18 protein-coding genes and 1 tRNA gene are annotated in these 21,010 nt (G+C 68.8%); 5 read left to right on the forward strand and 14 right to left on the reverse strand.

Features of this window, described 5'->3' with window-relative positions; genetic code table 11:
- Positions 1-148: 148 nt before the first annotated feature.
- Together ABS772_RS12260 and ABS772_RS12265 are read right to left on the reverse strand one after the other, a co-directional pair.
- Positions 149-415, reverse strand: a complete 267-nt coding sequence (locus ABS772_RS12260; protein WP_350394873.1) for a hypothetical protein — start codon at positions 413-415, stop codon at positions 149-151.
- A 130-nt stretch (positions 416-545) separates the two neighbouring features.
- Positions 546-2,513 carry a cytochrome C oxidase Cbb3 gene (locus ABS772_RS12265; protein ID WP_350394874.1) on the reverse strand — a complete coding sequence of 656 codons (1,968 nt, stop codon included), beginning with the start codon at positions 2,511-2,513 and terminating at the stop codon, positions 546-548.
- Positions 2,514-2,799: 286 nt separating this feature from the next.
- Here ABS772_RS12265 and ABS772_RS12270 point away from each other — a divergent pair, with 286 nt between their 5' ends.
- Positions 2,800-3,546, forward strand: a complete 747-nt coding sequence (locus ABS772_RS12270; protein WP_238257956.1) for a sigma-70 family RNA polymerase sigma factor — start codon at positions 2,800-2,802, stop codon at positions 3,544-3,546.
- Positions 3,547-3,588: 42 nt separating this feature from the next.
- Here ABS772_RS12270 and ABS772_RS12275 read toward each other — a convergent pair whose 3' ends face one another.
- The 6 genes from ABS772_RS12275 to ilvN form a co-directional block, all read right to left on the reverse strand.
- Positions 3,589-4,428: a class II glutamine amidotransferase gene (locus tag ABS772_RS12275; RefSeq protein ID WP_350394876.1), complete on the reverse strand. Its 840-nt coding sequence runs from the start codon at positions 4,426-4,428 to the stop codon at positions 3,589-3,591.
- Between the two features lie 137 nt (positions 4,429-4,565).
- Positions 4,566-6,335, reverse strand: a complete 1,770-nt coding sequence (locus tag ABS772_RS12280) for an N-acetylglutaminylglutamine amidotransferase (RefSeq protein ID WP_350394877.1) — start codon at positions 6,333-6,335, stop codon at positions 4,566-4,568.
- Positions 6,336-6,549: 214 nt separating this feature from the next.
- Positions 6,550-7,194 carry a glutathione S-transferase family protein gene (locus ABS772_RS12285; RefSeq protein ID WP_238257951.1) on the reverse strand — a complete coding sequence of 215 codons (645 nt, stop codon included), beginning with the start codon at positions 7,192-7,194 and terminating at the stop codon, positions 6,550-6,552.
- Complete coding sequence (locus tag ABS772_RS12290) at positions 7,191-7,565, reverse strand: type II toxin-antitoxin system PemK/MazF family toxin (protein WP_350394879.1); 375 nt, start codon at positions 7,563-7,565, stop codon at positions 7,191-7,193. The genes ABS772_RS12285 and ABS772_RS12290 overlap by 4 nt, the downstream gene beginning before the upstream one ends.
- Complete coding sequence (locus ABS772_RS12295) at positions 7,546-7,863, reverse strand: AbrB/MazE/SpoVT family DNA-binding domain-containing protein (protein ID WP_350394880.1); 318 nt, start codon at positions 7,861-7,863, stop codon at positions 7,546-7,548. Before ABS772_RS12295 ends, ABS772_RS12290 begins: the two co-directional genes overlap by 20 nt.
- 59 nt (positions 7,864-7,922) lie before the next feature.
- Positions 7,923-8,465: an acetolactate synthase small subunit gene (ilvN, locus tag ABS772_RS12300; protein WP_238254705.1), complete on the reverse strand. Its 543-nt coding sequence runs from the start codon at positions 8,463-8,465 to the stop codon at positions 7,923-7,925.
- Between the two features lie 127 nt (positions 8,466-8,592).
- On the opposite strand from ilvN, the gene ABS772_RS12305 reads away from it, so the two are divergent.
- The gene (locus ABS772_RS12305; protein WP_350394881.1) at positions 8,593-9,471 is read left to right on the forward strand and encodes a methyltransferase domain-containing protein; all 879 of its coding nucleotides are present in this window, start codon (positions 8,593-8,595) and stop codon (positions 9,469-9,471) included.
- Between the two features lie 72 nt (positions 9,472-9,543).
- On the opposite strand, the gene ABS772_RS12310 is transcribed toward ABS772_RS12305, so the two are convergent.
- The 4 genes from ABS772_RS12310 to ABS772_RS12325 all read right to left on the reverse strand — a co-directional run bounded on the left by ABS772_RS12310 (position 9,544) and on the right by ABS772_RS12325 (position 16,118).
- The gene (locus ABS772_RS12310; protein ID WP_350394883.1) at positions 9,544-11,319 is read right to left on the reverse strand and encodes an acetolactate synthase 3 large subunit; all 1,776 of its coding nucleotides are present in this window, start codon (positions 11,317-11,319) and stop codon (positions 9,544-9,546) included.
- Positions 11,320-11,652: 333 nt separating this feature from the next.
- The gene (locus tag ABS772_RS12315) at positions 11,653-13,311 is read right to left on the reverse strand and encodes a methyl-accepting chemotaxis protein (RefSeq protein WP_350394884.1); all 1,659 of its coding nucleotides are present in this window, start codon (positions 13,309-13,311) and stop codon (positions 11,653-11,655) included.
- A 179-nt stretch (positions 13,312-13,490) separates the two neighbouring features.
- The gene (locus tag ABS772_RS12320) at positions 13,491-14,984 is read right to left on the reverse strand and encodes a protein adenylyltransferase SelO (protein ID WP_350394886.1); all 1,494 of its coding nucleotides are present in this window, start codon (positions 14,982-14,984) and stop codon (positions 13,491-13,493) included.
- A 630-nt stretch (positions 14,985-15,614) separates the two neighbouring features.
- Positions 15,615-16,118: a YciE/YciF ferroxidase family protein gene (locus tag ABS772_RS12325; RefSeq protein ID WP_238254710.1), complete on the reverse strand. Its 504-nt coding sequence runs from the start codon at positions 16,116-16,118 to the stop codon at positions 15,615-15,617.
- A 330-nt stretch (positions 16,119-16,448) separates the two neighbouring features.
- Between ABS772_RS12325 and ABS772_RS12330 the strand changes: the two genes are divergently transcribed.
- Positions 16,449-17,741: an MFS transporter gene (locus ABS772_RS12330; RefSeq protein WP_350394888.1), complete on the forward strand. Its 1,293-nt coding sequence runs from the start codon at positions 16,449-16,451 to the stop codon at positions 17,739-17,741.
- Positions 17,742-17,856: 115 nt separating this feature from the next.
- Here ABS772_RS12330 and ABS772_RS12335 read toward each other — a convergent pair whose 3' ends face one another.
- Complete coding sequence (locus tag ABS772_RS12335) at positions 17,857-18,234, reverse strand: hypothetical protein (protein ID WP_407942986.1); 378 nt, start codon at positions 18,232-18,234, stop codon at positions 17,857-17,859.
- 1,152 nt (positions 18,235-19,386) lie between these two features.
- Here ABS772_RS12335 and ABS772_RS12340 point away from each other — a divergent pair.
- The gene (locus tag ABS772_RS12340) at positions 19,387-19,797 is read left to right on the forward strand and encodes a hypothetical protein (protein ID WP_350394893.1); all 411 of its coding nucleotides are present in this window, start codon (positions 19,387-19,389) and stop codon (positions 19,795-19,797) included.
- 6 nt (positions 19,798-19,803) lie between these two features.
- On the opposite strand, the gene ABS772_RS12345 is transcribed toward ABS772_RS12340, so the two are convergent.
- Positions 19,804-19,879 (reverse strand) — tRNA-Lys (locus tag ABS772_RS12345).
- Positions 19,880-20,076: 197 nt separating this feature from the next.
- Here ABS772_RS12345 and hemC point away from each other — a divergent pair.
- Positions 20,077-21,006 carry a hydroxymethylbilane synthase gene (gene hemC / locus ABS772_RS12350; RefSeq protein ID WP_350394895.1) on the forward strand — a complete coding sequence of 310 codons (930 nt, stop codon included), beginning with the start codon at positions 20,077-20,079 and terminating at the stop codon, positions 21,004-21,006.
- Positions 21,007-21,010 lie beyond the last annotated feature (4 nt).

The following is a 21,010-nucleotide window of genomic DNA, read 5'->3' on the forward strand; positions in this document are numbered from 1 at the left end:
GTTCGGGGTGGGGGTGGTGCAGACGGCACCGCACCGCCTCATCCTGAACCACCCCCACCTCCTGCCTCCTCCCCACAAGGGGGAGGAGAGGGGCGACAGCGGCCGAAGCGATCAACCGGACACCGTGCGACTCGGCCGGTGCGACTGACTAGAACCGGCGGCAGCGCACCGCCTCGTCGGCGAGCGAGGCGCGCACGACCTGTCCGCCCGCCGCCTCGCAGGTCGATCGGAACGACCGTTCGGACCGGTGGAAGCCCCAGATCGCGATCATCGGCGCGACCATGATGAACACGGTCATGCCCATGATGAAGGCGGGAAACCATTCCGGCATCCGCGGGGGCGAGGGCGGCTCCGGGCGGATCGGCGGCAGGGGCGCCAGGAAGGCCAGGAGCGGGAGCAAGTCCAAGGCTCTCATGGTTCGGACTCTCGCGCGTGCGGTTCGGGCCGCCGAGGCCGGCCGTCCCGAGATTAACCCATGCCGACCGCTTCCCGTCACCTCGGAAGCGGAAGACGATGCGTCGCAGGAGATCCGGCCGGACGGGTGATCACGGGACCGGAACCGGCTCGGTCAACTGGTTGATCGACATCAGGTAGGCGACGAGGGCCGTCTGCTCTTCGGCGGAGATCCCGGCCTCCGTATCCGCCCAATAGGCATGGCCCTCGCCCGTGACGCGGGCCATCCGCGCTTTCTGCGAGGCCGCGTTCGCGGCCACGACGTTCGCGCGCAGGCCGCGGTCGACCAGGGCTCTCAAGCTGTTGGCCGGATCGGGCAGGATGCCCGCGTCGAGCGTTCCGGAGACGCCGAGTTGCCTCTCCGCGTTGGGACCGACGGCGACGCCGGAATCGTGGAGATAGGGCGCGCTCCAGGCGAGACCGACGAGGTTCTGCACCTTGTAACCGCCCTTGGTTCCGGCATGCCCCCAGGCGAGCTGCACCTGCTTGAGTTCTTCCCCGGCGAGGGGGATCGGCACGAGCTTCGGATCGGGCGGGAGCGGGAAGGGCGTGTCGGTCGCGAAGATCGCCGGCGGAGCCAAGCGCGCCTCCATCCGCACCGTCGAACGCGCACGGCTCGGCTGCGTGCCGATCTCCTCCACGGGAACGACCCGGTGGTTGCTGAGCGCCGGTCCGGAATGACAGCCGGCGCAGCCGACTCGCTCGAACACCGCGCGGCCCCGCCTCACCCGCTCGTCGTCGCCCCCGGCCGATGCCTGCGGTGCGCGCAGGAGATTCTGGAAGGCCGACATCGCGTTGTTGGCGTAATTGGCCGCCTCCCCAGGAACCGAGGCCAGAAGGCCGTTGTCGGTCATGTAGTTGGTGGCAGGAAAGCTCGGCAGCACCGCGTAGCTGTTGAGGCCCGGCGCGCCCGGCGTCGGGTCGGCGGCCCTCAGCAGCTCGGTCGGGCGCCGACCGGAATCCGGGTCGTAGCGCAGGGCCGGTGCCGCCGCGCCCTGCAGGACCGTGCCGAGATAGACCTCCGGATCGAGCCCGAACAGGGTCATCGCGGCCTGCGTCTGCTGCGTCGTGTCGGAGTTGGCGGCGTGGACGTTGTTGTTGAGCGCCGACAGTCCCTTGAACGGCCCGATCCCGGCGCGTCCGCTCCAACTGTAGGGCTCGCCGTAGGCCGAGAAGCTCGAGGGGATCGAGGTCGGGTTGGTCTCGCGATCGGCCGATGAATCGAAGCTGCCGGCGGGCCAGCTCGCGACCTCGGCCTTGGCCGCGGCCTCGAACCCGGCCCGGTCGGGGAGGGGCACCTTCGATCCCCCCTCGACCGTGACGCCGCGTGCCGGATCGCCGGGATGGGCGGATGGGTCGGCGCTGCCATGCATGAAGTAGGCTGTCGTATTGCTCGCGAGCGCCATGAGCAGGCCGGCATTGAGGTCGGTGTTGGGCGCACCCTCCACCACCTTGCCGGAGGCCGGATCGACCGCCGCGTGACAGAGCGCGCAGGTGATCCCCATGCGCAGGCGTCCGCGGTCGTAGAAGGTGCGGATGCCGAGGATGAAGGCCGAGCCGCGCGCGACGTCGAGGCCGGTCGGGACCAGCTCACCCGTCTTCCAGACCCGGTCGCCCACGGTCACGTCGCGGGCCATGCGGACCTTGAGGTTCGTGGTGCCGCCGCCCCCGAGCAGGAGGATGGCGCGGGCGACCTCGTAGGGCGTCAGGCCGCCGTCGAGCATTCCCATCACGTCGGAGAGGAAGACCTCGTTGCCGAAGGTCTCGCGATAGAAGGCCTCCCGGCCGCGCCTCACCAGCGCGTCATTGATCGCGACGGCGCCGTTCGCGGCGGAGAGGGCTGCACGTCCCTCGGGTGTGGCGTTCAGCCGCTGCGCCACTTCCTGCCCGACGCGGCGGCCGAGAACGTCGTAGGCGGTCCGCAGCGGATAGCGTTCCGGGTTCAGCAATTCGCCATCATCGGGCATCGGTGCGTGACTGAAGCGGACCAAGGATCCGGCGGCAAGAACGGCCCCTCCCGCAATCGCGGAGATCAGGACGACACGAAGTGGCCAAGCCATTAGGGCGTAGGTTCCTCGAGGCAATGAGGACAAAAAAACGCGTCGAGAAAACTTCTTTCTCGAACTTTCGTTCGTTGCGACTGAAAATAACGTAGGCGAGGCTGGTTTCGATGCGGCACATACGATGCGCACGAAGGGATTTTTGAACCCTTCACATGCCTATGCACAGCGCCCGGCTCTTTTGAGCACTGATAATCTATGTTGGCGCGGGAGCATGCAAATCGCGGGACTAATCCGGCGCCGGGGCGCAAGCCCCGTTTGAGTCCGTGACCTGCCACAGGACCTGATGCCAAAGACTGCCTTCGACGCCATCGCCCTGCCTCTCGACGGTGAGGTGCCGACGCTCCCCCCCGACGTCCAACAACGCCTTGGAGCCCTCCTCGCCGAAGCCTATGCGGGAATGCCGGGCAACCCGAGCGCCGAAGCCGGTCGCTTCGACGCTCTGCTGGCCCGGTTGGAGAGCGTGCTCGTCGCCCAGGAGGGCAAGGACGAGGAGACGTTCCGAGCCGCCATCATCGAGATGACGCCGCGCCTCTACAACTTCGCCATGTCGCTGACGAAGAACCCGTCGGCCGCCGACGACCTCGTGCAGGACACGTTCCTTCGGGCGTGGCGCAGCCGCTCGCGCTTCACCGTCGGCACCAATCTCGGCGCGTGGCTGTTCACGATCATGCGCAATGCCTTCTACTCGCGCCACCGCAAGGAGGTCCGCGAGGTCGCCGACAGCGATGGCGATTACGCCGAGCGCTTGGCCGCTGCCCCCGAACAGTCGGGCCATGTCGATCTGATGGATGCGCAGACGGCGCTCGCCAAACTGCCCCTGCCGATGCGGCAGGCGCTGATCCTCGTGGCGATCGAGAACCTCAGCTACGAGGAAGCGGCGACCGTGATGAACTGCCGCATCGGCACGGTGAAGAGCCGTGTCTGGCGCGCCCGCGAGCAGCTCGCGCAGATCCTCGGCTATAGCGCCGCCGATGTCGGCTCCGACGGCATGACGCTCTCGGCGGTCGGCGGCTCGACCTGGATGGCGTAGACGCCCGCCTCCGAACGGTGCCGTGTCCGGCACCGTCCCGCGTCACGCGCTCATCTGCAATTGCAGCTGCGGCAGGCGCGAGGTCCGGGCGAGGCCGAACTCTTTCAGCGAGACGACTTCGACCAACGCGTCCTTGCGGGCGATGACGACGCTGTTGTCCGGCACCGGCGTCCAGGTCGCGTGCTCCTTGTCCAGCGGCTCGGAGACCACGACGACGCCGTCCGGCGACTGCCGGTAATACATGCTGTTGGCCGCGTCGTTTGCCGCGTAGCGGAAGGCGTAGAGGTCGCGCCCGTCCGCGAGCGCCGCGGTGAAGCGGAACGGGTGGCCGCCCTCGATGCCGCCGACCAGCTCCGTCACCTTGGCGAGCGCCAGGGCCGTGGCGGTGATCGGATCGCGCTTCACCTCCGAGGCCATCAGGCCCTGGCCGAGGATGGCGAGGAACAGGGCCTCGGAATCGGTGGTGCCGTTGCGCGACGGGTAGAGCTCGTCGGGGATCAGCGCCTCAAGCGGCCGGCGCAGCCGCGCCCAGTCGCCGACATAGCCGTTATGCATGAACAGCCACGGGCCGCAGGCGAAGGGATGGCAGTTCGGCCGGGTGATCGGCGTGCCGGTCGCCGCGCGCACATGGGCGAAGAACAGGTGCGAGTGGAGGTGGCGACAGATGTAGCGCAGGTTCTCGTCGGACCAGGCCGGCTGTACCTCGCGGAAGCGGCCGGGCTCGGGATGGTCGCCGTACCAGCCGAGGCCGAACCCGTCGCCGTTGGTGCTCGCGGTCGATTCGAGCGCCTTGATGCTCTGCGACACCAGCGAATGCGCCGGCTCGGTCACGTAATGCTCCAGCGGGATCGTGCGGCCTCGATAGGCGATCCAGCGACACATCGTTTCGACTCTCCCGCAGCGTTCCAGCGCATCGCGCATCGGGGATGATCGTGGAGAATCCGCGTCACCTTGAGCGCAGCCCGGCGCCGGGGGGCTTCCGGCGCGACGGGTCATGCGTGCAACGCGGGAGCGGACGATCAGATGCCGTGCGATTGCAGCCACGCTTCGAGCAGGGCGACCTGCCAGAGCTTGGAATTGCCCTTCGGCGTCAGCGTCCCGTCGGGATCGGCGAGCAGGCGATCGACGTAAGCGCGGTTGAAGATCCCCCGCTCTCGGGCGGCCGGACGATCCAGCACGTCGCGCACGAAGTCCATGAACGGCCCGCGGATGTGCTTCAGGGCCGGAACCGGGAAATAGCCCTTCGGCCGGTCGATCACCTCCGCTGGCACGACAGCGCGGGCGGCCTCCTTGAGGATGAACTTGCCGCCGTCGCGCACCTTCAGCTCGGCGGGGATCCGGGCGGCCAGCTCGACCAGCTCGTGATCGAGGAAGGGCACCCGCGCCTCGAGCCCGCAGGCCATGGTCATGTTGTCGACCCGCTTGACCGGGTCGTCGACCAGCATGATCCGCTGGTCGAGGTCGAGGGTTTTGTCGATGGCGCTCGCGCTCCGCGACTCGGCGAAGAAGCGGGCGATGAAGTCGCGGCTGTAATCCTCGTCGACGAAGTCGGGGGTCAGGGCCTCGCGCATCTCCGCGTGGTCGCGGTCGAAATAGGCGCGGGCGTAATCGCCCGTCGGATCGGTCGAGCCCATCAGCTTCGGATACCAGTGATAGCCGCCGAACACCTCGTCGGCGCCCTGACCGCTCTGGATCACCTTCACGTGCCGGGCGACCTCCTGCGACAGCAGCAGGAAGGCCACGGCGTCGTGACTCATCTGCGGCTCGGCCATGGCGTGGATCGCCGTCGGCAGAGCTTCCAGCGTGCGCGAGCCGTCCACCACGAGCTTGGCGTGGTCGGTCGCGAAGCGCTCGGCGATGATGTCGGAGTACTTGAACTCGTCGCCCTCGACGCCGTTCACCGCGTCGAAGCCGACGGAGAAGGTCTTCAGCCCGCTCTGGCCGTTTTGGGCGAGCAGCGCCACGATCACCGACGAATCGAGACCGCCCGAGAGCAGGACGCCGGTCGGCACGTCGGCGATCTGGCGGCGGGCGACCGCCGTGCCGAGGGAGTCGAGCACCGCCGCGCGCCAATCCGCCTCGCTCATGTGGCGGTCTTCCGCGCGCGGGCCCACGGTCAGCGTCCAGTAGGTCTCTTCCCGGCGCGAGCCGTCGGGCTCGAAGGTCAGGGTCGTGGCCGGGTGGACCTTGCGCACGCCCCTGAGGATCGTCAGCGGCGCCGGCACGCCCGCGTGCCAGCTCATGTAGTGGTGCAGCGCCACCTTATCGATCGTCGTATCGACCTCCCCCGCGGCGAGCAGGGCCGGCAGCGAGGAGGCGAAGCGGAAGCGACGGCCGGATTCCGCGTAGTAGAGCGGCTTGATGCCGAGCCGGTCGCGGGCGAGCGTGACGCGGCCGGAATCGCGCTCGTGGACCGCGAACACGAACATGCCGAGGAAGCGCTTCACGCAGTCCCGACCCCAGGCATGGAACGCCTTGAGCACGACCTCCGTGTCGCTGGTCGAGAAGAAGCGGTAGCCCTTGGCCGTCAGCTCCTCGCGCAGATCCTTGTAGTTGTAGATGCAGCCGTTGAAGACGATCGAGAGGCCGAGTTCGGCATCGATCATCGGCTGCTGGCCGGCCTCCGACAGGTCGATGATCTTGAGGCGACAATGGCCGAACACGACGCCGCCCTGGCCGTGAAGGCCGCCGGCATCGGGTCCGCGGGGGCGCAGAACCTCCATCATCGCCCGCACGGCGTTCGGATCGGCCGCGCCGCCGAAATTGATTTCTCCGCAGATACCGCACATCGTCGCCGGCCGTCCTCGTCTCGTCCCCGGTGTTCGAACCTGAGCGTCAGAACCGGATGGCGCCCGGCCCGTTCCCTGCCGCCGGCGAAACGCTCACCTTCGTCCGATGCCGCGCGGCACGTTCGCTCCGGTCGTTCCGACCAAGCGATTTTCGAGCCATTGCCGGGTGATCGCCCTCGGGACCTCACCGGCGGATCGAAGCGGTGGGGGCGCCTCAGGCCGGGAGCTTCAGCCCCTCGCGGGCGAACACCGCCCGAACTGCCGGGCGCTCGGCCATGCGACGGGCATGCGCGGTCCAGGCCGGGAAGCGGGCCGGCATGTCGAAGCCGATGACCGGACCGCGGGCCCAGATCCAGTACACCATCAGGTAGGGATCGACGACGCTGTAGCCCTCGCCCAGCGCCCAGCCGCCGTTCGAGAGACGCACCTCGGTCATGGTGCAGAGATCGCCGAAGGTGTCGGCGCCCTTGGCCCGGATCTCCGGGAAGGCGGCCTCGTCGGCGCTGTAGCGCTCCGGCCGGCGGACATGGGCGTAGGCGACCTGATGCCCGGTCGAGAGCCACGCCATCCACTCGTCGGCGACCGCCTGCCCGCGCAGGTCCTGCGGCAGCAATCCGGCCTCCGGATGCGAGCGGGCGAGGTGGCGCAGGATCGCCGCGCTCTCGGTGAGGACCCAGCCGTCCTCGTAGAGCGCCGGGACGCGCCCGCGCTCGTTGACCGCGAGGTATTCCGGTGCGCGCTGATCGCCCTTGGCGAGGTCGAGGCGGACGGTCTCGTAGGGCGCGCCGATCTCCTCCAGCACGATGTGGGAGGCGAGCGAGCAGGCCCCGGAGGCGTAGTAGAGGGTGCGGGCGGTCATGACGAGGAAACTCGCGTCAGAGAGATGCCGAGCAGCGGTGCGAGCCTGCCCCGAACTTCGGCAAGTGTTTCATCAGGAACGTAGCCGAGGGTCCGCAAGATGCGCGCGTCGCGATCGAGCGAACGGATCTGATCGACGAGGACAGCGCCTTGCACGGGCAAACCGGGCGGCAGCAGCACCTTTGTCGGCCAGGGCTGGACATTCCGCGTGACCGGGCAAACGATGACCCGCCGTGTCATCACGGCCGTATGATCGGTGGAGACGACCAGGGCCGGCCGACGCCCCCGCTGTTCCGTACCGCGGGTCGGATCGAGATCAACGAGAAGAAGTTCGCCGGCGCGGTGGATGGCGTCACCGGGGATCGTCGTCATCGATCACCTCGGAACCGCGATCCGGCCCCCAATCGACGCTCGGGGGCTCGAAGTCGGGGCCGAGGCGTCGGGCTTCGGCGATCATCTCTTCCAGTGTGTAGACCGGGATTCCGGTGGCGGAGTGCGCGCGCGGGGAGGGGACGATCGCCTCCTCCCGAGCGCCGGTTGCGACGGCCGGCGACGCGAGCGCCGGACGGACTTCCACCACCTCGCCCTCGCGCACGCCGAGCTGCCGGACCTCGTCGGCCGACAGTCTCACGGCGAGATCGTCGCCCCAGCGCACCACCTTGGCTTCCATCGGAGACATCCTTCTCCCGAAGTCGGCCCAGTATAGCGCGATCCGGCCCGAAAGGCCCGTTACAGCGGCTCCGCGCCGCGGCCCATGGCGGCGATGCCCGTGCGGGAGATCTCCACGAGGCCGATCACCGAGAGCAGGCGGATGAAGCGGTCGATCTCCTCGGTCGAGCCGGTGAGCTCGAACACGAAGGAGTTCAGCGTGGCGTCGAGGGTGCGGGCGCCGAAGGCGGCGGCGAGGCGCAGGGCCTCGCTCCGGTGCTCGCCGGTGCCGGCCACCTTCACGAGGCACAGCTCCCGCTCCAGCGCCTGCCCCTGCAGCGTCAGGTCGACGACGCGGTGGACCGGCACGAGGCGGTCGAGCTGCGCCTTGATCTGATCGATGACGGCGTTGGTGCCGGTGGTGACGATGGTGATGCGCGAGAGGTGGCGCGCCTCTTCCGTCTCCGAGACGGTCAGGCTCTCGATGTTGTAGCCGCGGCCGGAGAACAGGCCGGCGATGCGGGCGAGCGCGCCGGGCTCGTTGTCGACGATGACCGCCAGGGTGTGGCGGTTGACGGACTCGATCCGCGTCGGCTCGGGGTAGTGGGTGTTCATCGCGTTCATGGTCTGGCGTCCCTCAACTGGATCTTTGCTCGATCGCGCTTGCGCCACCTGCGGTCCGCACCCCGGTGCTGGACCCACCTGCCGGTGGCGTGATACCGGCCGCGCCATGGATCGGCGCCAGCGTGTCTTGAATTTCGTCCTGCCGCAGGGCCGAACCGGCGTCGAGATCGGCCCCCTCACGAACCCCCTCATCCGCAAGGACGAGGGCGACGTGCTCTACGCCGACCATCTGCCGACGGACGCGCTGCGCCGCCAGTACGACGGCCATCCCACTCTCGGCCCCGTCGGCACCGACGGCATCGTTCCCGTCGACGTCGTGCTGGGGGAGGGCGGTCTGGCGGACGCGCTCGGTCCGCGCGGGCCGGTCGATTACATCGTGGCCTCGCACGTCGTCGAACACGTCCCGAACGCCATCGGCTGGCTGCGCGAGGCCGGCGACGCCCTGCGGGAGGGCGGCGTGTTCTGCCTCATCGTGCCCGACAAGCGCTTCACCTTCGACCATTTCCGGAGGCCGACGACGGCCGGCGCGCTGGTCGCCGCCCATCTCGCCGGCCTGCGCAAACCGCCGGTCGCCGTCGTCTACGAGCATTTCGCCCGGGCGAGCCCGGTCGAGGCGAGTGCGGTCTGGAAGGGCAGACCCGTGCTGTTGAGACCGATCAGCGGCGGTCCGACGGAGGCCCTGTCCATCGCCGCCGGCATCGCCGAGACCGGCGCGTCGGTCGATGTGCATTGCGCGGTGTTCACGCCCTGCAGCTTCGCCGACATCCTCGCGGAGCTGATCGGCCTCGACCTGCTGCCGTTCGAGTGCGCGGCGCTGGAGCCGACCTGCCCATGGGAGAGCGAGTTCTTCGTGCTCCTGCGCAAGCGCACCGACCGGACGGCGGCGGAACGCGCCGCGACGGTGCCGCGCCTCGATCCGCGCCGCCACGACGCGCTGCCGCGACCGCGCTGGCCGCAGCGACTCGCCCTGCGGCTCCCGCGGCGCTGGCGCCGGGCCTTCCGCTGAGGGAAGGCCCGACCCCGCCGATCGAAGCGTCCGGTCCATGGCTCCGTGCCGCGAGACGGGATGCCGGTCCGGTCAGACCAGCATCTTGCCCTCGGCCGAGATGACGTCGCCGAGCTCGACCCCGGTCTCGCCGAGATAGTCGGAGAGCAGCATCTCGTTGTGCGCCTTGCCCGACGGGATCATCGGGAAGCAGTTCTCGGTCTTGTCGACGACGCAGTCGAAGATCACCGGCCCGTCATAGGCCAGCATGTCCTGGATCGCCGCGTCGAGCTCGCTGGGCTTCTCGCAGCGGATGCCCTTGGCACCGTAGGCCTCGGCGAGCTTCACGAAGTCCGGCAGGCTCTCCGAGTAGCTCTGCGAGTAGCGCGAGCCGTGCAGCAGCTCCTGCCACTGGCGCACCATGCCCATGTACTCGTTGTTCAGGATGAAGATCTTGACCGGCAGCCGGTACTGCACCGCCGTCGACATCTCCTGCATGTTCATCAGGATCGAGGCTTCGCCCGCGATGTCGATGACGAGGCCGTCCGGGTTGGCGAGCTGCGTGCCGATGGCCGCCGGCAGGCCGTAGCCCATGGTGCCGAGGCCACCGCTGGTCATCCAGCGGTTCGGCTCATCGAACTTGAAGTACTGCGCCGCCCACATCTGGTGCTGGCCGACCTCCGTGGTGATGAAGGTCTTGCGGTCCTTGCACGCCTCGTAGAGGCGCTGGACCGCGTATTGCGGCTTGATGATCGTGCCCGAGGGCCAGTAGGCGAGGCAGTCGCGCGACTTCCAGCGGCTGATCTTGTTGAACCAGTCCTCCATCCGCGCCTTGTCCGGCTGCCTCGGCAGGGCGCGCCACTGGGCGAGCATCTCCTCCAGCACCGAGGCGCAATCGCCGAGGATGCCGACATCGACCTTGACGACTTTGTTGATCGACGAGGCGTCGACATCGACGTGGATCTTCTTGGAATACGGCGCGAAGGCGTCGAGACGGCCGGTGATGCGGTCGTCGAAGCGCGCGCCGATGCAGATCATCACGTCGCAATCGTGCATCGCGAGGTTGGCCTCGTAGGTGCCGTGCATGCCGAGCATCCCGAGGAACTTGTCGTCGGAGGCCGGGAAGGCGCCGAGCCCCATCAGGGTCGAGGTGACCGGGAAGCCCGTCTCGGCGACCAGCTCGCGCAGCAGTCGCGAGGCTTCCGGCCCCGAATTGATGACGCCGCCGCCGGTGTAGAAGACCGGACGGCGCGCGCCGGCCATCAGCTCGACCGCGGCCCGGATCTTCTCCGAGTCGCCCTTGACCGGCGGGTTGTAGGTCTTGTGGCCGCTATGGCTCGGGCGCTCGTAGACGCCGGTGGCGAACTGCACGTCCTTCGGCAGGTCGATGACGACCGGGCCGGGGCGCCCATGGCTCGCGACGTAGAACGCCTCGTGCAGGATGCGCGGCAGGTCCTCGATCGATTTGACGAGGTAGTTGTGCTTCGTGCAGTGCCGGGTGATGCCGACGGTGTCACATTCCTGGAAGGCGTCCGAGCCGATCAGGTGCGTCGGGACCTGGCCGGTGACGGCGACGAGCGGGATCGAATCCAGCATCGCGTCGGTCAGGCCGGTGATGATGTTGGTCGCACCCGGACCGGAGGTGACGAGGACGACGCCGACCTTGCCGGAGGAGCGGGCATAGCCCTCGGCCGCGTGGACCGCGCCCTGCTCGTGGCGCACCAGCACGTGGTTGATCGTGGTCTCGTCGAAGAGCGCGTCGTAGATCGGAAGCACGGCACCGCCCGGATAGCCGAACAGGGTGTCCACGCCCTGATCCTGGAACGCCCGGATGACCATCTGGGCCCCGGTCATGACCTCGCCGCTCATCGACTCCTCCATCAATCCGTTCTTCGTGTTCCGATCCGCATGCCGGCCCGTTGGATTTCGCGCAATAAAAAAGGGCCCCTAGGGGACCCTGCATGCGCCACCGACCGGGCCTGTCAGGCTTAGATCAAGCCCGCCCCGTCCGTGGCGCTTCCACTACGATAAGAACCGTGCGCATCGTCGATCCGTTCGCCGCTTCCTCGCCGACTTCTGGCAAGGGCCTGTCAGCAAGTGAGTGGCGCGGATTAAGCGATACGCACCCTCTCGTCAATCCGCGGTTCTCGTATTCGAGGCGGCGAAGCGCAAAACATTTCGCGGCTCCGCCGCCCTTCTCCTTCAGGCCGCCCGCACGGTACCCAGGAAACGGGCCACCTCGGCGCTGAGATGCTCCGATTGCCGCGACAGCTCCGAGGCCGAGGCGAGCACCTGGGCCGCCGCCGCGCCCGTCTCCTCGGAGGCCCGCGCCACGCCGGCGATGTTCGACGTGACGGCGCCGGTTCCGGTCGCGGCCTGGGCGACGTTGCGCACGATCTCCTGCGTCGCCGCACCCTGCTCCTCGACCGCCGCCGCAATGCCGTTGGCGACGTCGCTGATCTCGCGGATGCGGGTGGTGATGCCGCCGATGGCCGTGACGGCCTGCCCGGTCGCCCCCTGGACGCGACCGATCTGGCTCGAAATCTCTTCCGTCGCCCGCGCGGTCTGGTTGGCGAGCTCCTTCACCTCCGCCGCGACGACCGCGAAGCCGCGACCGGCCTCGCCGGCGCGGGCGGCCTCGATGGTGGCGTTGAGCGCCAGCAGGTTGGTCTGGCCGGCGATGGTCGCGATCAGGCCCACCACGTCGCCGATCCGGCTCACGACGGCATCGAGTTCGTGGACCAGGATCGCGGTGCGATCGGCCTCCGAGACGGCGCTGGCGGCGAGGTCCGACGAGTTGGCGACCTGACGGCCGATCTCCTGCACCGAGGCGCCGAGCTGCTCCGCCGCCGCCGCCACGGTCCCGACATTCGACGCGGCTTCCTCGGCCGCTCCGGCGACGTGACCCGAGCGGCTCGCCGTCTGCCGCGCGGTCGCCGCCATGGTGTCGGCGGTGACCTGCAGCTCCGTGGCAGAGGAGGCGACCATGCCGACGATGCCGCCGACGGCCTGTTCGAACCCTTCGGCGATGGCGCCCAGCGCCCGCTTGCGCTCGTCCTCGGAGGCGGCGCGGGCCAGGGCGCTCTCCCGTTCGAGTTTACGGGTGCGGATCAGGCTCTCCTTGAAGACCTGCACCGCGGCGGCCATGCCGCCGATCTCGTCCCGACGGCCGAGACCCGGCACCTCGGCCGCGACATCGCCCTCGGCCAGCCGCGTCATCGTGTGCCCGAGGCCGTCGAGGGGACGCAGCGTCCGGCGGATGGCGAGCCACAGCAGGGCCATCGCCGCGACGAGCATCCCGCCGCCCACCAGCATGGCCTGACGGGTCATCCGGTCGAGCCCGGCCAAGACCTCGGCCCGCTTCAGGCCGACATAGAGGATGCCGGTGACGTGCCCGTCGGCGCCGAGGATCGGCTCGTAGAGCGTCAGGTAGGGCGTGCCGAGGATGTCCGCCTCGCCGCGATAGATCTTCCCGCTGCCCAGCACCGTATCATGGACGGGACCGGGCGCGAGCCGGGTGCCGACGGCGCGGCTGCCGTCGGCCTTGCGCACGGTGGTGGCAGTCCGGACCTCGCCCGTGAAGACGGTCGCGGTGCCCCCGGTGACGCTCTCGACGCGATCGACGGCGGTGCTGGGATCCGCGCTTTGCCCGGAGATGTCGCGATCCATGCCGGCCCGGAGCAGGCGCATGCTGCTGTCCAGAGCGTCGGCGGCGCGGGCGTGCATCACCGTCCTTGCCTCAAGCAGCAGATAGCTGCCGACGGCCAGCGTCGCGACCAGGACGAAGAGGCTGCCGAGCAGGGCAACACGGGCAGCAAGCGACAATCGAACCGTCTGGCGCGAGCGAACGGTGTTCGCCATGATAAAATCCCCGAGCACATCGCAGAAGAAGATAGATCAGGGATTGGGTTAAGGGCGCGTCCTTACCGAAGGATTGACTTCAGAGAAATCGGCCGACGACGCATCGCCGACATGTGATGTGGAATTTATATTCCTGACGTCTTGCGACTGACGAGATAGTGCAAGGAAAGAATTCTTTCTCAGGTTCCGCAGAACGTGCGATAGCCGCGTCCCCCGCCCTCCGGGGCTTCGGCGTAGTGCGCGAAGTCCGGCTGATCGTCGTAGGGGCGCGACAGAACCGTCAGCAACGTTTCGAACGGCGCGTAATCCTGCCGTTCGACCGCAGCCTCGATCATCGCCTCCACGCGATGATTGCGCGGGATGAAGGCCGGATTGGCCGTCCGCATCATCCGCTTCCGCTCAGCGGCCGTTCCGGGCTCCTCGGCGAGCCGGTTGTGCCAGCGCTCGGCCCAGCGGTCGTAGGCGGTCGGGTCGATGAACAGGCTCCGCACCGCCTCCACCGCCGCCGGCTCGCAACCGCTCCCCGGTTCCGGCACGGCATCGCCGAGCCGCCGGAAGGTGAGGGTGAAGTCGGCCTCGTTCTCGGCCATGGCCTTCAGGAGATCCCCGGCGAGGGAGGCATCGCCGTCGCGGGTCGTGGCGAGCCCGAGCTTGCGGTTCAGGCCTCCGTGATAGGCCGCCTCGAAGATCGCGGCGAAGCCGGACAAGGCGGCCTCGGCCTCGGCGACGGCCCTCGTCTCGTCGTCCGACAGGAGCGGCAGCAGGGCTTCCGCGAGCCGGGTGAGGTTCCACAGGGCGATCCGCGGCTGGTTGCCGTAGGCGTAGCGCCCGTGCCGGTCGATGGAGCTGAAGGCGGTGGCCGGATCGTAGGTGTCGAGGAAGGCGCAGGGACCGTAATCGATGGTCTCACCGGCGATCGACATGTTGTCGGTGTTCATCACGCCGTGGATGAAACCGACGGAGAGCCAGCGGGCCACCAGCTCGGCCTGACGCCGGATCACGCCTTCGAGCAGGGCACGGTAGGGGTTCTCGGCGTCGGCCGCCGCCGGATCGTGGCGCGCGATCGCGTGGTCCGCGAGCGCACGCAGGCCCTCGACGTCGCCGCGGGCGGCGAAGAACTGGAACGAGCCGACCCGGATGTGGCTCGACGCGACCCGGGTCAGGACGGCGCCGGGCAGCACCGTCTCGCGGATCACTTGCTCTCCGGTGGTGACCGCGGCGAGCGCACGGGTCGTCGGAATGCCGAGGGCGTGCATGGCCTCGCTGACGAGGTATTCCCGCAGCACCGGCCCGAGGGCGGCGCGCCCGTCGCCGCGGCGGGAAAACGGGGTCGGCCCCGCTCCCTTGAGCTGGATGTCGCGGCGGCCGTCGCGACCGACGACCTCGCCGAGCAGGATGGCGCGCCCGTCGCCGAGTTGCGGCACGAACTGTCCGAACTGGTGCCCGGCATAGGCGGTCGCGATCGGCTCGGCCCCCTCCGGTACGCGTCGCCCGGCCAGGATCTCGAGACCCTCGGGACTTTCGAGCCGCGCGGGATCGAGGCCGAGATCGCTGGCGAGCGTTCGGTTCAGCCGCACCAGTCTCGGCGCCTCCACCGGCGTCGGCGCGATCCGCGCGAAGAAGCGGCCGGGCAGGCGTGCGTAGCTGTTGTCGAAGGGAAAGAGAGCGGTCATCGGCGGAACCGGTGCGAGGAGACTCGAAACAGAACAGAGGGAACGGCGGGGACGGGCGCAAGGTCCACGCCTCGGCCCCGCGGCCCGGGCGAAGCGATCCGCGAGGCCGCCCTTCTATCCGGCTCACCTTGGCTGTCGGAAGAGCGTGCGGTTCGCGAGGCCGAGGGATGGAGCGTCGAGGTTCGCCTGCGGGATGGTGAACGAGGGCGCGGTCGCGCGCGGGGATCGGCCGGGACGGAAGGGTCTCAGAGAGGCTTTGACCGATGTCTTCGACACCGAGTTGCATCGAAGTCGCGATTGTTTCGGTCCTGACCCTCATCCTGAGGTGCGGAGCGAAGCGGAGCCTCAGGATGAGGGATTCGATCGGATAGGCCGGTCAAACCGGCTCTACGCTTCTCGGTCGGCCGACATCGGTCCTTCGGACGGATGCCGGCCGACCGGCAGCGCGAGCGGTCACGGCTCAGCCGCTCCCAACCCTCTTCGAGGGCCGCGGCTCATCCTCGCTCGGCAGAGGCGGGGAGTGCGGGCCGGGCTGTGGATCGGATCGGGGGCGCTCGAGATCCGGGACCGGGCCTCGCGCGGGAAGCTTGGGGCGATCGTCGGAATCGGGACACTCCCGCCCGACCATGATCAGGCCGCCTTCTGGTTCACCCGGCTCTCGGCCAGCGCCGTGAGCTTCTGGTCGGTCGCCTTCTCCTCGTCGAGCGTCTGCTGGAGCACGGCGGCGCAATCGTCCCGGCCGAGCCTCTTGGCCCAGGCGACCAGGGTGCCGTAGCGGGCGATCTCGTAATGCTCCACGGCCTGCGCCGCCGCGAGCAGGGCCGCGTCGAGCACCTCCTTGTCGGCGACCTCGCCGGCGGTCTCGTTGGCCTCCTTGATGATGCCGTCGATCGCCGGACAATTGACCGCCTTCGGCTTGTGGCCGTGCATCTCGAACACCTGCTCCAGGCGCTTGATCTGCCCTTCGGTCTCCCGCAGGTGCGTCTCGAAACCCTGGCGCAACTGGGCGTTCGTCGCCTTCCCGATCATCGTCGGCAGCGCCTTGGTGATCTGGTTCTCGGCGTAATAGATGTCCTGCAACGTGTGCACGAAGAGGTCGTCCAGCGACTTGATGTCCTTCGTGAACAGACCCATGGCGTCCTCCTGTGACGATGTCCGGGGGCCATAGGGGAGCAGGCCCCGTCACAGGAGAAGCCGGGCCGGACGGTGCCGGTTCCGAACGACCGGCCGCGCCGCAGACCGGAACAGCGCGAGCTTCCCTTCACGTTGTCCGTGCGCTGGATGGTATCGGGCGTCACGACGGATCCCGTCCGGCCGGCGATGATCGGCCCGGTGCCGCTCGAGCGGAGGCACCTCCTATCCGGCTACCGGCAAGTTCGTTACGAGAGCCGCGCGCGGGGCGTCCGAACCCTGGAGGACCGCGCTCGAAGGGCCGGAAAGCTCAGCAAAGGGCGGGACGACGGAATGGCGGATGCGCTCACGGGCAAGGTGGCGCGACGCCTGCTGCCCTTCCTGATGCTGTGCTACTTCTTCGCCTATCTCGATCGGGTGAATGTCGGCTTCGCCGCCCTCACCATGAATCGCGATATCGGCCTGTCGGCCACGGCCTACGGCTTCGGGGCGGGTCTGTTCTTCCTCGGCTACGTCGCCTTCGAGGTTCCGAGCAACCTCATCCTGGAACGGGTCGGGGCGCGGATCTGGATCGCGCGGATCATGGTGACGTGGTCGCTGATCTCCGCCTCGACCGCCTTCGTGGTCGGCGAATGGTCGTTCTACCTCGTCCGCGTCCTCCTCGGCCTCGCCGAGGCCGGCTTCTTCCCCGGCATCATCCTCTACCTGACCTACTGGTTTCCCGCCGCGCAGCGCGCGGGCATCGTCGGCACCTTCATGATGGCGGTGCCGCTCTCGGCTGCCATCGGCGCGCCGCTCTCGACCCTCGTGATGAGCGGGACCAACGGCTGGCTCGGGCTGGCCGGGTGGCAGTGGCTCTACCTCCTCGAAGCCGCGCCGAGCCTCGTTCTCGGCCTGGCGACGCTGTTCGTGCTCACCGACCGGCCCGAACGCGCCGACTGGCTGACCGTCGAGGAACGGGCGCGCCTCGTCGCGCGGATGGCGGAGGATCACCGTTCACGGCCAGACCGTACGGCGCATCTCGGCAGTGCGCTGCGGGATCCGCGGGTGCTCGGGCTCGGGCTCGTCTATTTCGGGCTCAGCACCGGGCTCTACGCAGTCGGCCTGTGGCTGCCGCAGATCGTGAGCGGCTTCGGCTTCACGACGACGGCGACGGGGTTCGTCACCGCCATCCCGTACATCGTCTCGGCAGCGGGGATGTTCGCCTGGACGCGGCGGTCCGACCGCAAGGGCGAGCGGGTCCGCCACGTCGCCCTTCCGACGGTCGCCGCGGGCCTCGCCCTCATCGCCGCGAGCCAGGTCGGCACGCCGCTCCTCACCATCATCGCACTGAGCGCGGCGGCGCTGGGCGTGTTCGCGGCATTGCCGACCTTCTGGACCCTGCCGACCCGGCTGCTCTCCGGAACGGCGGCCGCGGGCGGCATCGCGCTGATCAATGCGCTCGGCAGTCTCGGCGGCTTTGCCGGGCCCGCCCTCATGGGCTGGGTCCGCGACGCCACCGGACGCTTCGATGCCGGATTGGCTGCGGTCGCCGTCGTCCTGATCCTCGCGGGATTGGCGGTCCTGCGCCTCGGCCGCGACCCGAACCGGGACATGGCTTCGAGCGGAGCGGCCGAGAATGCCTGAGGGCCAAGGCGCAGTGGGAAAGAGAGGGGAAGGCAAGGCGCGGAGATGCGATCCGACCGATCGACCCGACGGAGACGACGCCTTCATCCCCCGGAGGAGCGGCGCGCCGGCGCGGTCAGGGCGTCGAGGGCGATCGCGAGGCGCGGGACGGCGGCAGGACGGATGAGACGATCATCGGGCTCGAAGGTCGTTGGACGCGCACCTTGCGTTGGAGCACGGCGTGGAGATCGCCCGGCTTCGGGTCCACAGGCGCATCGAGCTCCGTGCCTTCGGCGGTATCGGCGGCCTGCACCGCCAGCGCGTCGAGGGCGAGATTCGGCACGTCCTTGCTCCGCGGACGCGGCATCAACCGGGAGACCCCGAACAGGGCGAGCCCCAGGCATCCCCAGCTCAGCGACGCGATCGAGGGCTGACCCGCGAACATCGTCACCAGCAGGCCGCCCAGGGCGGCGGCCACACCGATCAATCGGAATTCGGAGTCAGGCAAGTGCATGGCCTCGTTCTACGACGCCGAGCTTGCCAGCCCGTGCACGCGATCCGTTCGATTTGAGGAATCGGCCCGAAACACGCGCCATGTGAACAGCCGAAACGAGCGTCTCGCGCGAGGGGTGGACCGACGCGCGAGACGGCGAGCCTTATCACGACCGAGCGGGAGCCGGTGCCGGCATCGCGAGAGGCCGGGCTGTTGAAACGCGTCAAAGGCGGAGTGAAACCGTTTCCGCTTGAATCCTTCGGTATTGCTTCCCCCGTCATCCCGGGGCCGCGCAGCGGAACCCGGAATCCACCCGTGACGCGCGGCTCAGCATGGCATCACGGGTGGATTCCGGGTTCGCCTTCGGCGCCCCGGAATGACGGGGTGCGGGCTGTACCGAACTAATCAACCGGAAACCGTATGACGCACCAAGCGGCTGGTGCGGCATCACGACTCGGCGAGGTCAAGCAACAGAAGCTTGACAATGGAGGCACCAACTTCATGAAGTGCGGCAGCTGCGCTGATACTGTCGGGCCAGCGACTGGTGGGTCGGCCCCTTCAACGTGCCGGCCCACTAGTCTCCTGATATTGCTGGACATTATATCGGGATCGGACCGCGCGTCCCAAAATCGGAGCCGGATCGGGAAGCTCGTCCCGTCGGATTGAATGAGCGTGAGGCCCGTGGGGCACCGACCGCTCGAATTGCTGGCCACATCGGCCGTGGGAACGGCGAGCTGCCACGCGCCGGCTCCGGGGCGGATCGGCGCCTTGTACCGAAGCAAGGCTCTCCGCAACGGCATCGATCGCGTCCCGGCGACCCTCGATCGGATCCGAGGCCGGAGCGAAGCCTTGCTCCGCGCGATGCGAATGCGTTGCGCTCGTTGTGGGCCGGTTAGGACGTTCCGACCACCCGACGCCTCGGCGCGTCATCATGCAACCGAATCGTGATGGACGATCGGTCGGCAGCAGGGACGACCACGCCGAGAGATAAGATCACCCGCGCACGGAATCGACCGGATCGGCGCGGACGCGGCATCTCGGACGATCCGACCGCGTTGATGACCGGAAGCCGGTGGAGATGAGATGCGCCGAACGTCCCAGGTGATCGCGGCCATCGACACATCCCGGCAGCCGGCAGGAGAGGGGGCGAACCGGATGCAGGGAAGATCGCCCGTGACCGATCCGCGCTCGGCTCGCGAGACGTTGGCGGCCCGGCTCTCGCGGGAGATGATGGAGGCCGAACGTCAGGGCTTCGGAACATCGACGGTCTGGCTCACGCGCGAAGAGACCGATCTCATCTGCGCCGCTCTGAGGACGGTGTCCGGAGGTGACTCAGCCCGCCTCGATTTCATGGACCGGTGCGTCGCCGCCATGTCGGCCCAGGACGGGGCTATCCGGAACTGGCGCGTGACCATCGATCAGGACGGCCTGACGCTCAGCGCTGCGTCGTCGGCACAACGGCATGCCCCCGCTTCCAGCGTACACGCTTCTTGCCGAGCGGCGATCGATGAGAGGATCGCCGAGCTGGACTCGGCGCGAGCCATCACGGGGGATGGTCAGGCAGACTATAAATCGCGTGCTTGAAGTGTTTGGTGGGCGCACTAGGGTTCGAACCTAGGACCCGCTGATTAAGAGTCAGCTGCTCTACCAACTGAGCTATGCGCCCGAAGCCTCTTCGGAGAGGCCGGACCGCCGGGCCACCAGTCCCGTGCGGTGGCGGCGAATTAGCAATGGGCGGGCGCCCTGTCCAGCCCCCATCGAAAAGTTTTCCGACGAAGCGTCGTGCTCGACCTCCCGATGAGTTGCGTGTGCGGATGCGCGCCCAAGCGTGACGGACGCCGCCGTCTCGGCTACAGCGCGAACATGAGTCTCGCGCGACCCCTGAGAATCGGAACCCGCGGCAGCCCCATGGCGCTCGCACAGACCGGCATGGTCCGCGACCGGATCGTGGCGGCCAATCCGGGTCTGGAGACCGAGATCGTCGTCGTCTCGACCGTCGCCGACCGGGTGCTCGACCGGCCGCTCTCCGAGATCGGCGGCAAGGGGCTGTTCACCAAGGAACTGGAACAGGCGCTCTTCGCCGACGCGATCGATGTCGCGGTCCACTCCATGAAGGATGTGGAGACCTGGCTGCCGGACGGGCTCGTGATCGCCTGCATCCTGGAACGCGACGACCCGCGCGATGCCTTCCTCAGCGCGGGCGCGGCCAACGGCCTCGCCGACCTGCCGGCCGGCGCCCGCGTCGGCACCTCGTCGCTGCGGCGGGGCGCGCAGGTGCTCATGCACCGGCCCGACCTCACCATCGTGCCCCTGCGCGGCAACGCCAACACCCGCATGCGCAAGCTCGAAGCGGGGGAGTGCGACGCCACGTTGCTGGCGCTCGCCGGCCTCCAGCGCCTCGGGATGACGGATGTCGCGCGCAGCGTGCTCTCCGTGGAGGAGATGCTGCCGGCCGTGGCGCAGGGCGCGCTCGGCATCGAGTGCCGGGCCGGGGACGACGCGATCCGGGCGCTGCTGGCGCCGGTCGCCTGCGCGACCACCACCACGGCGCTCGACGCGGAGCGCGGCCTGCTTGCCGAACTCGACGGCTCCTGTCGCACACCGATCGCGGCCCTCGCGCAGGTGAACGGGGACCGCCTCACCCTGGACGGCCTGCTCTTCCTGCCCGATGGCAGCCGCCACTGGGCGGTCCGCCGCGAGGGTGCGGCGGCGGAAGCCGACGCGATCGGCCGCGATGCCGGGGCTGAGCTGAAGCGGGCGGCCGGCGACGTCTACTTCGCGCACCTCAAGTAGCCTC

This window comes from Methylorubrum podarium (genome assembly GCF_040270385.1).
Lineage (GTDB): Bacteria > Pseudomonadota > Alphaproteobacteria > Rhizobiales > Beijerinckiaceae > Methylobacterium > Methylobacterium podarium.

Bases quoted from the DNA above. Each gene is read 5' to 3' on its own strand.
- ABS772_RS12290 (WP_350394879.1), bottom strand. From the start codon at position 7,565: ATGACGACGATCCCCGGTGACGCCATCCACCGCGCCGGCGAACTTCTT.
- ABS772_RS12295 (WP_350394880.1), bottom strand. From the start codon at position 7,863: ATGGAAGCCAAGGTGGTGCGCTGGGGCGACGATCTCGCCGTGAGACTG.
- ABS772_RS12285 (WP_238257951.1), bottom strand. From the start codon at position 7,194: ATGACCGCCCGCACCCTCTACTACGCCTCCGGGGCCTGCTCGCTCGCC.
- ABS772_RS12325 (WP_238254710.1), bottom strand. From the start codon at position 16,118: ATGGGTCTGTTCACGAAGGACATCAAGTCGCTGGACGACCTCTTCGTG.
- ABS772_RS12310 (WP_350394883.1), bottom strand. From the start codon at position 11,319: ATGAGCGGCGAGGTCATGACCGGGGCCCAGATGGTCATCCGGGCGTTC.
- ilvN (WP_238254705.1), bottom strand. From the start codon at position 8,465: ATGAACGCGATGAACACCCACTACCCCGAGCCGACGCGGATCGAGTCC.
- ABS772_RS12265 (WP_350394874.1), bottom strand. From the start codon at position 2,513: ATGGCTTGGCCACTTCGTGTCGTCCTGATCTCCGCGATTGCGGGAGGG.
- ABS772_RS12280 (WP_350394877.1), bottom strand. From the start codon at position 6,335: ATGTGCGGTATCTGCGGAGAAATCAATTTCGGCGGCGCGGCCGATCCG.
- ABS772_RS12315 (WP_350394884.1), bottom strand. From the start codon at position 13,311: ATGGCGAACACCGTTCGCTCGCGCCAGACGGTTCGATTGTCGCTTGCT.
- ABS772_RS12260 (WP_350394873.1), bottom strand. From the start codon at position 415: ATGAGAGCCTTGGACTTGCTCCCGCTCCTGGCCTTCCTGGCGCCCCTG.
- hemC (WP_350394895.1), top strand. From the start codon at position 20,077: ATGAGTCTCGCGCGACCCCTGAGAATCGGAACCCGCGGCAGCCCCATG.
- ABS772_RS12330 (WP_350394888.1), top strand. From the start codon at position 16,449: ATGGCGGATGCGCTCACGGGCAAGGTGGCGCGACGCCTGCTGCCCTTC.
- ABS772_RS12275 (WP_350394876.1), bottom strand. From the start codon at position 4,428: ATGTGTCGCTGGATCGCCTATCGAGGCCGCACGATCCCGCTGGAGCAT.
- ABS772_RS12320 (WP_350394886.1), bottom strand. From the start codon at position 14,984: ATGACCGCTCTCTTTCCCTTCGACAACAGCTACGCACGCCTGCCCGGC.
- ABS772_RS12335 (WP_407942986.1), bottom strand. From the start codon at position 18,234: ATGCACTTGCCTGACTCCGAATTCCGATTGATCGGTGTGGCCGCCGCC.
- ABS772_RS12270 (WP_238257956.1), top strand. From the start codon at position 2,800: ATGCCAAAGACTGCCTTCGACGCCATCGCCCTGCCTCTCGACGGTGAG.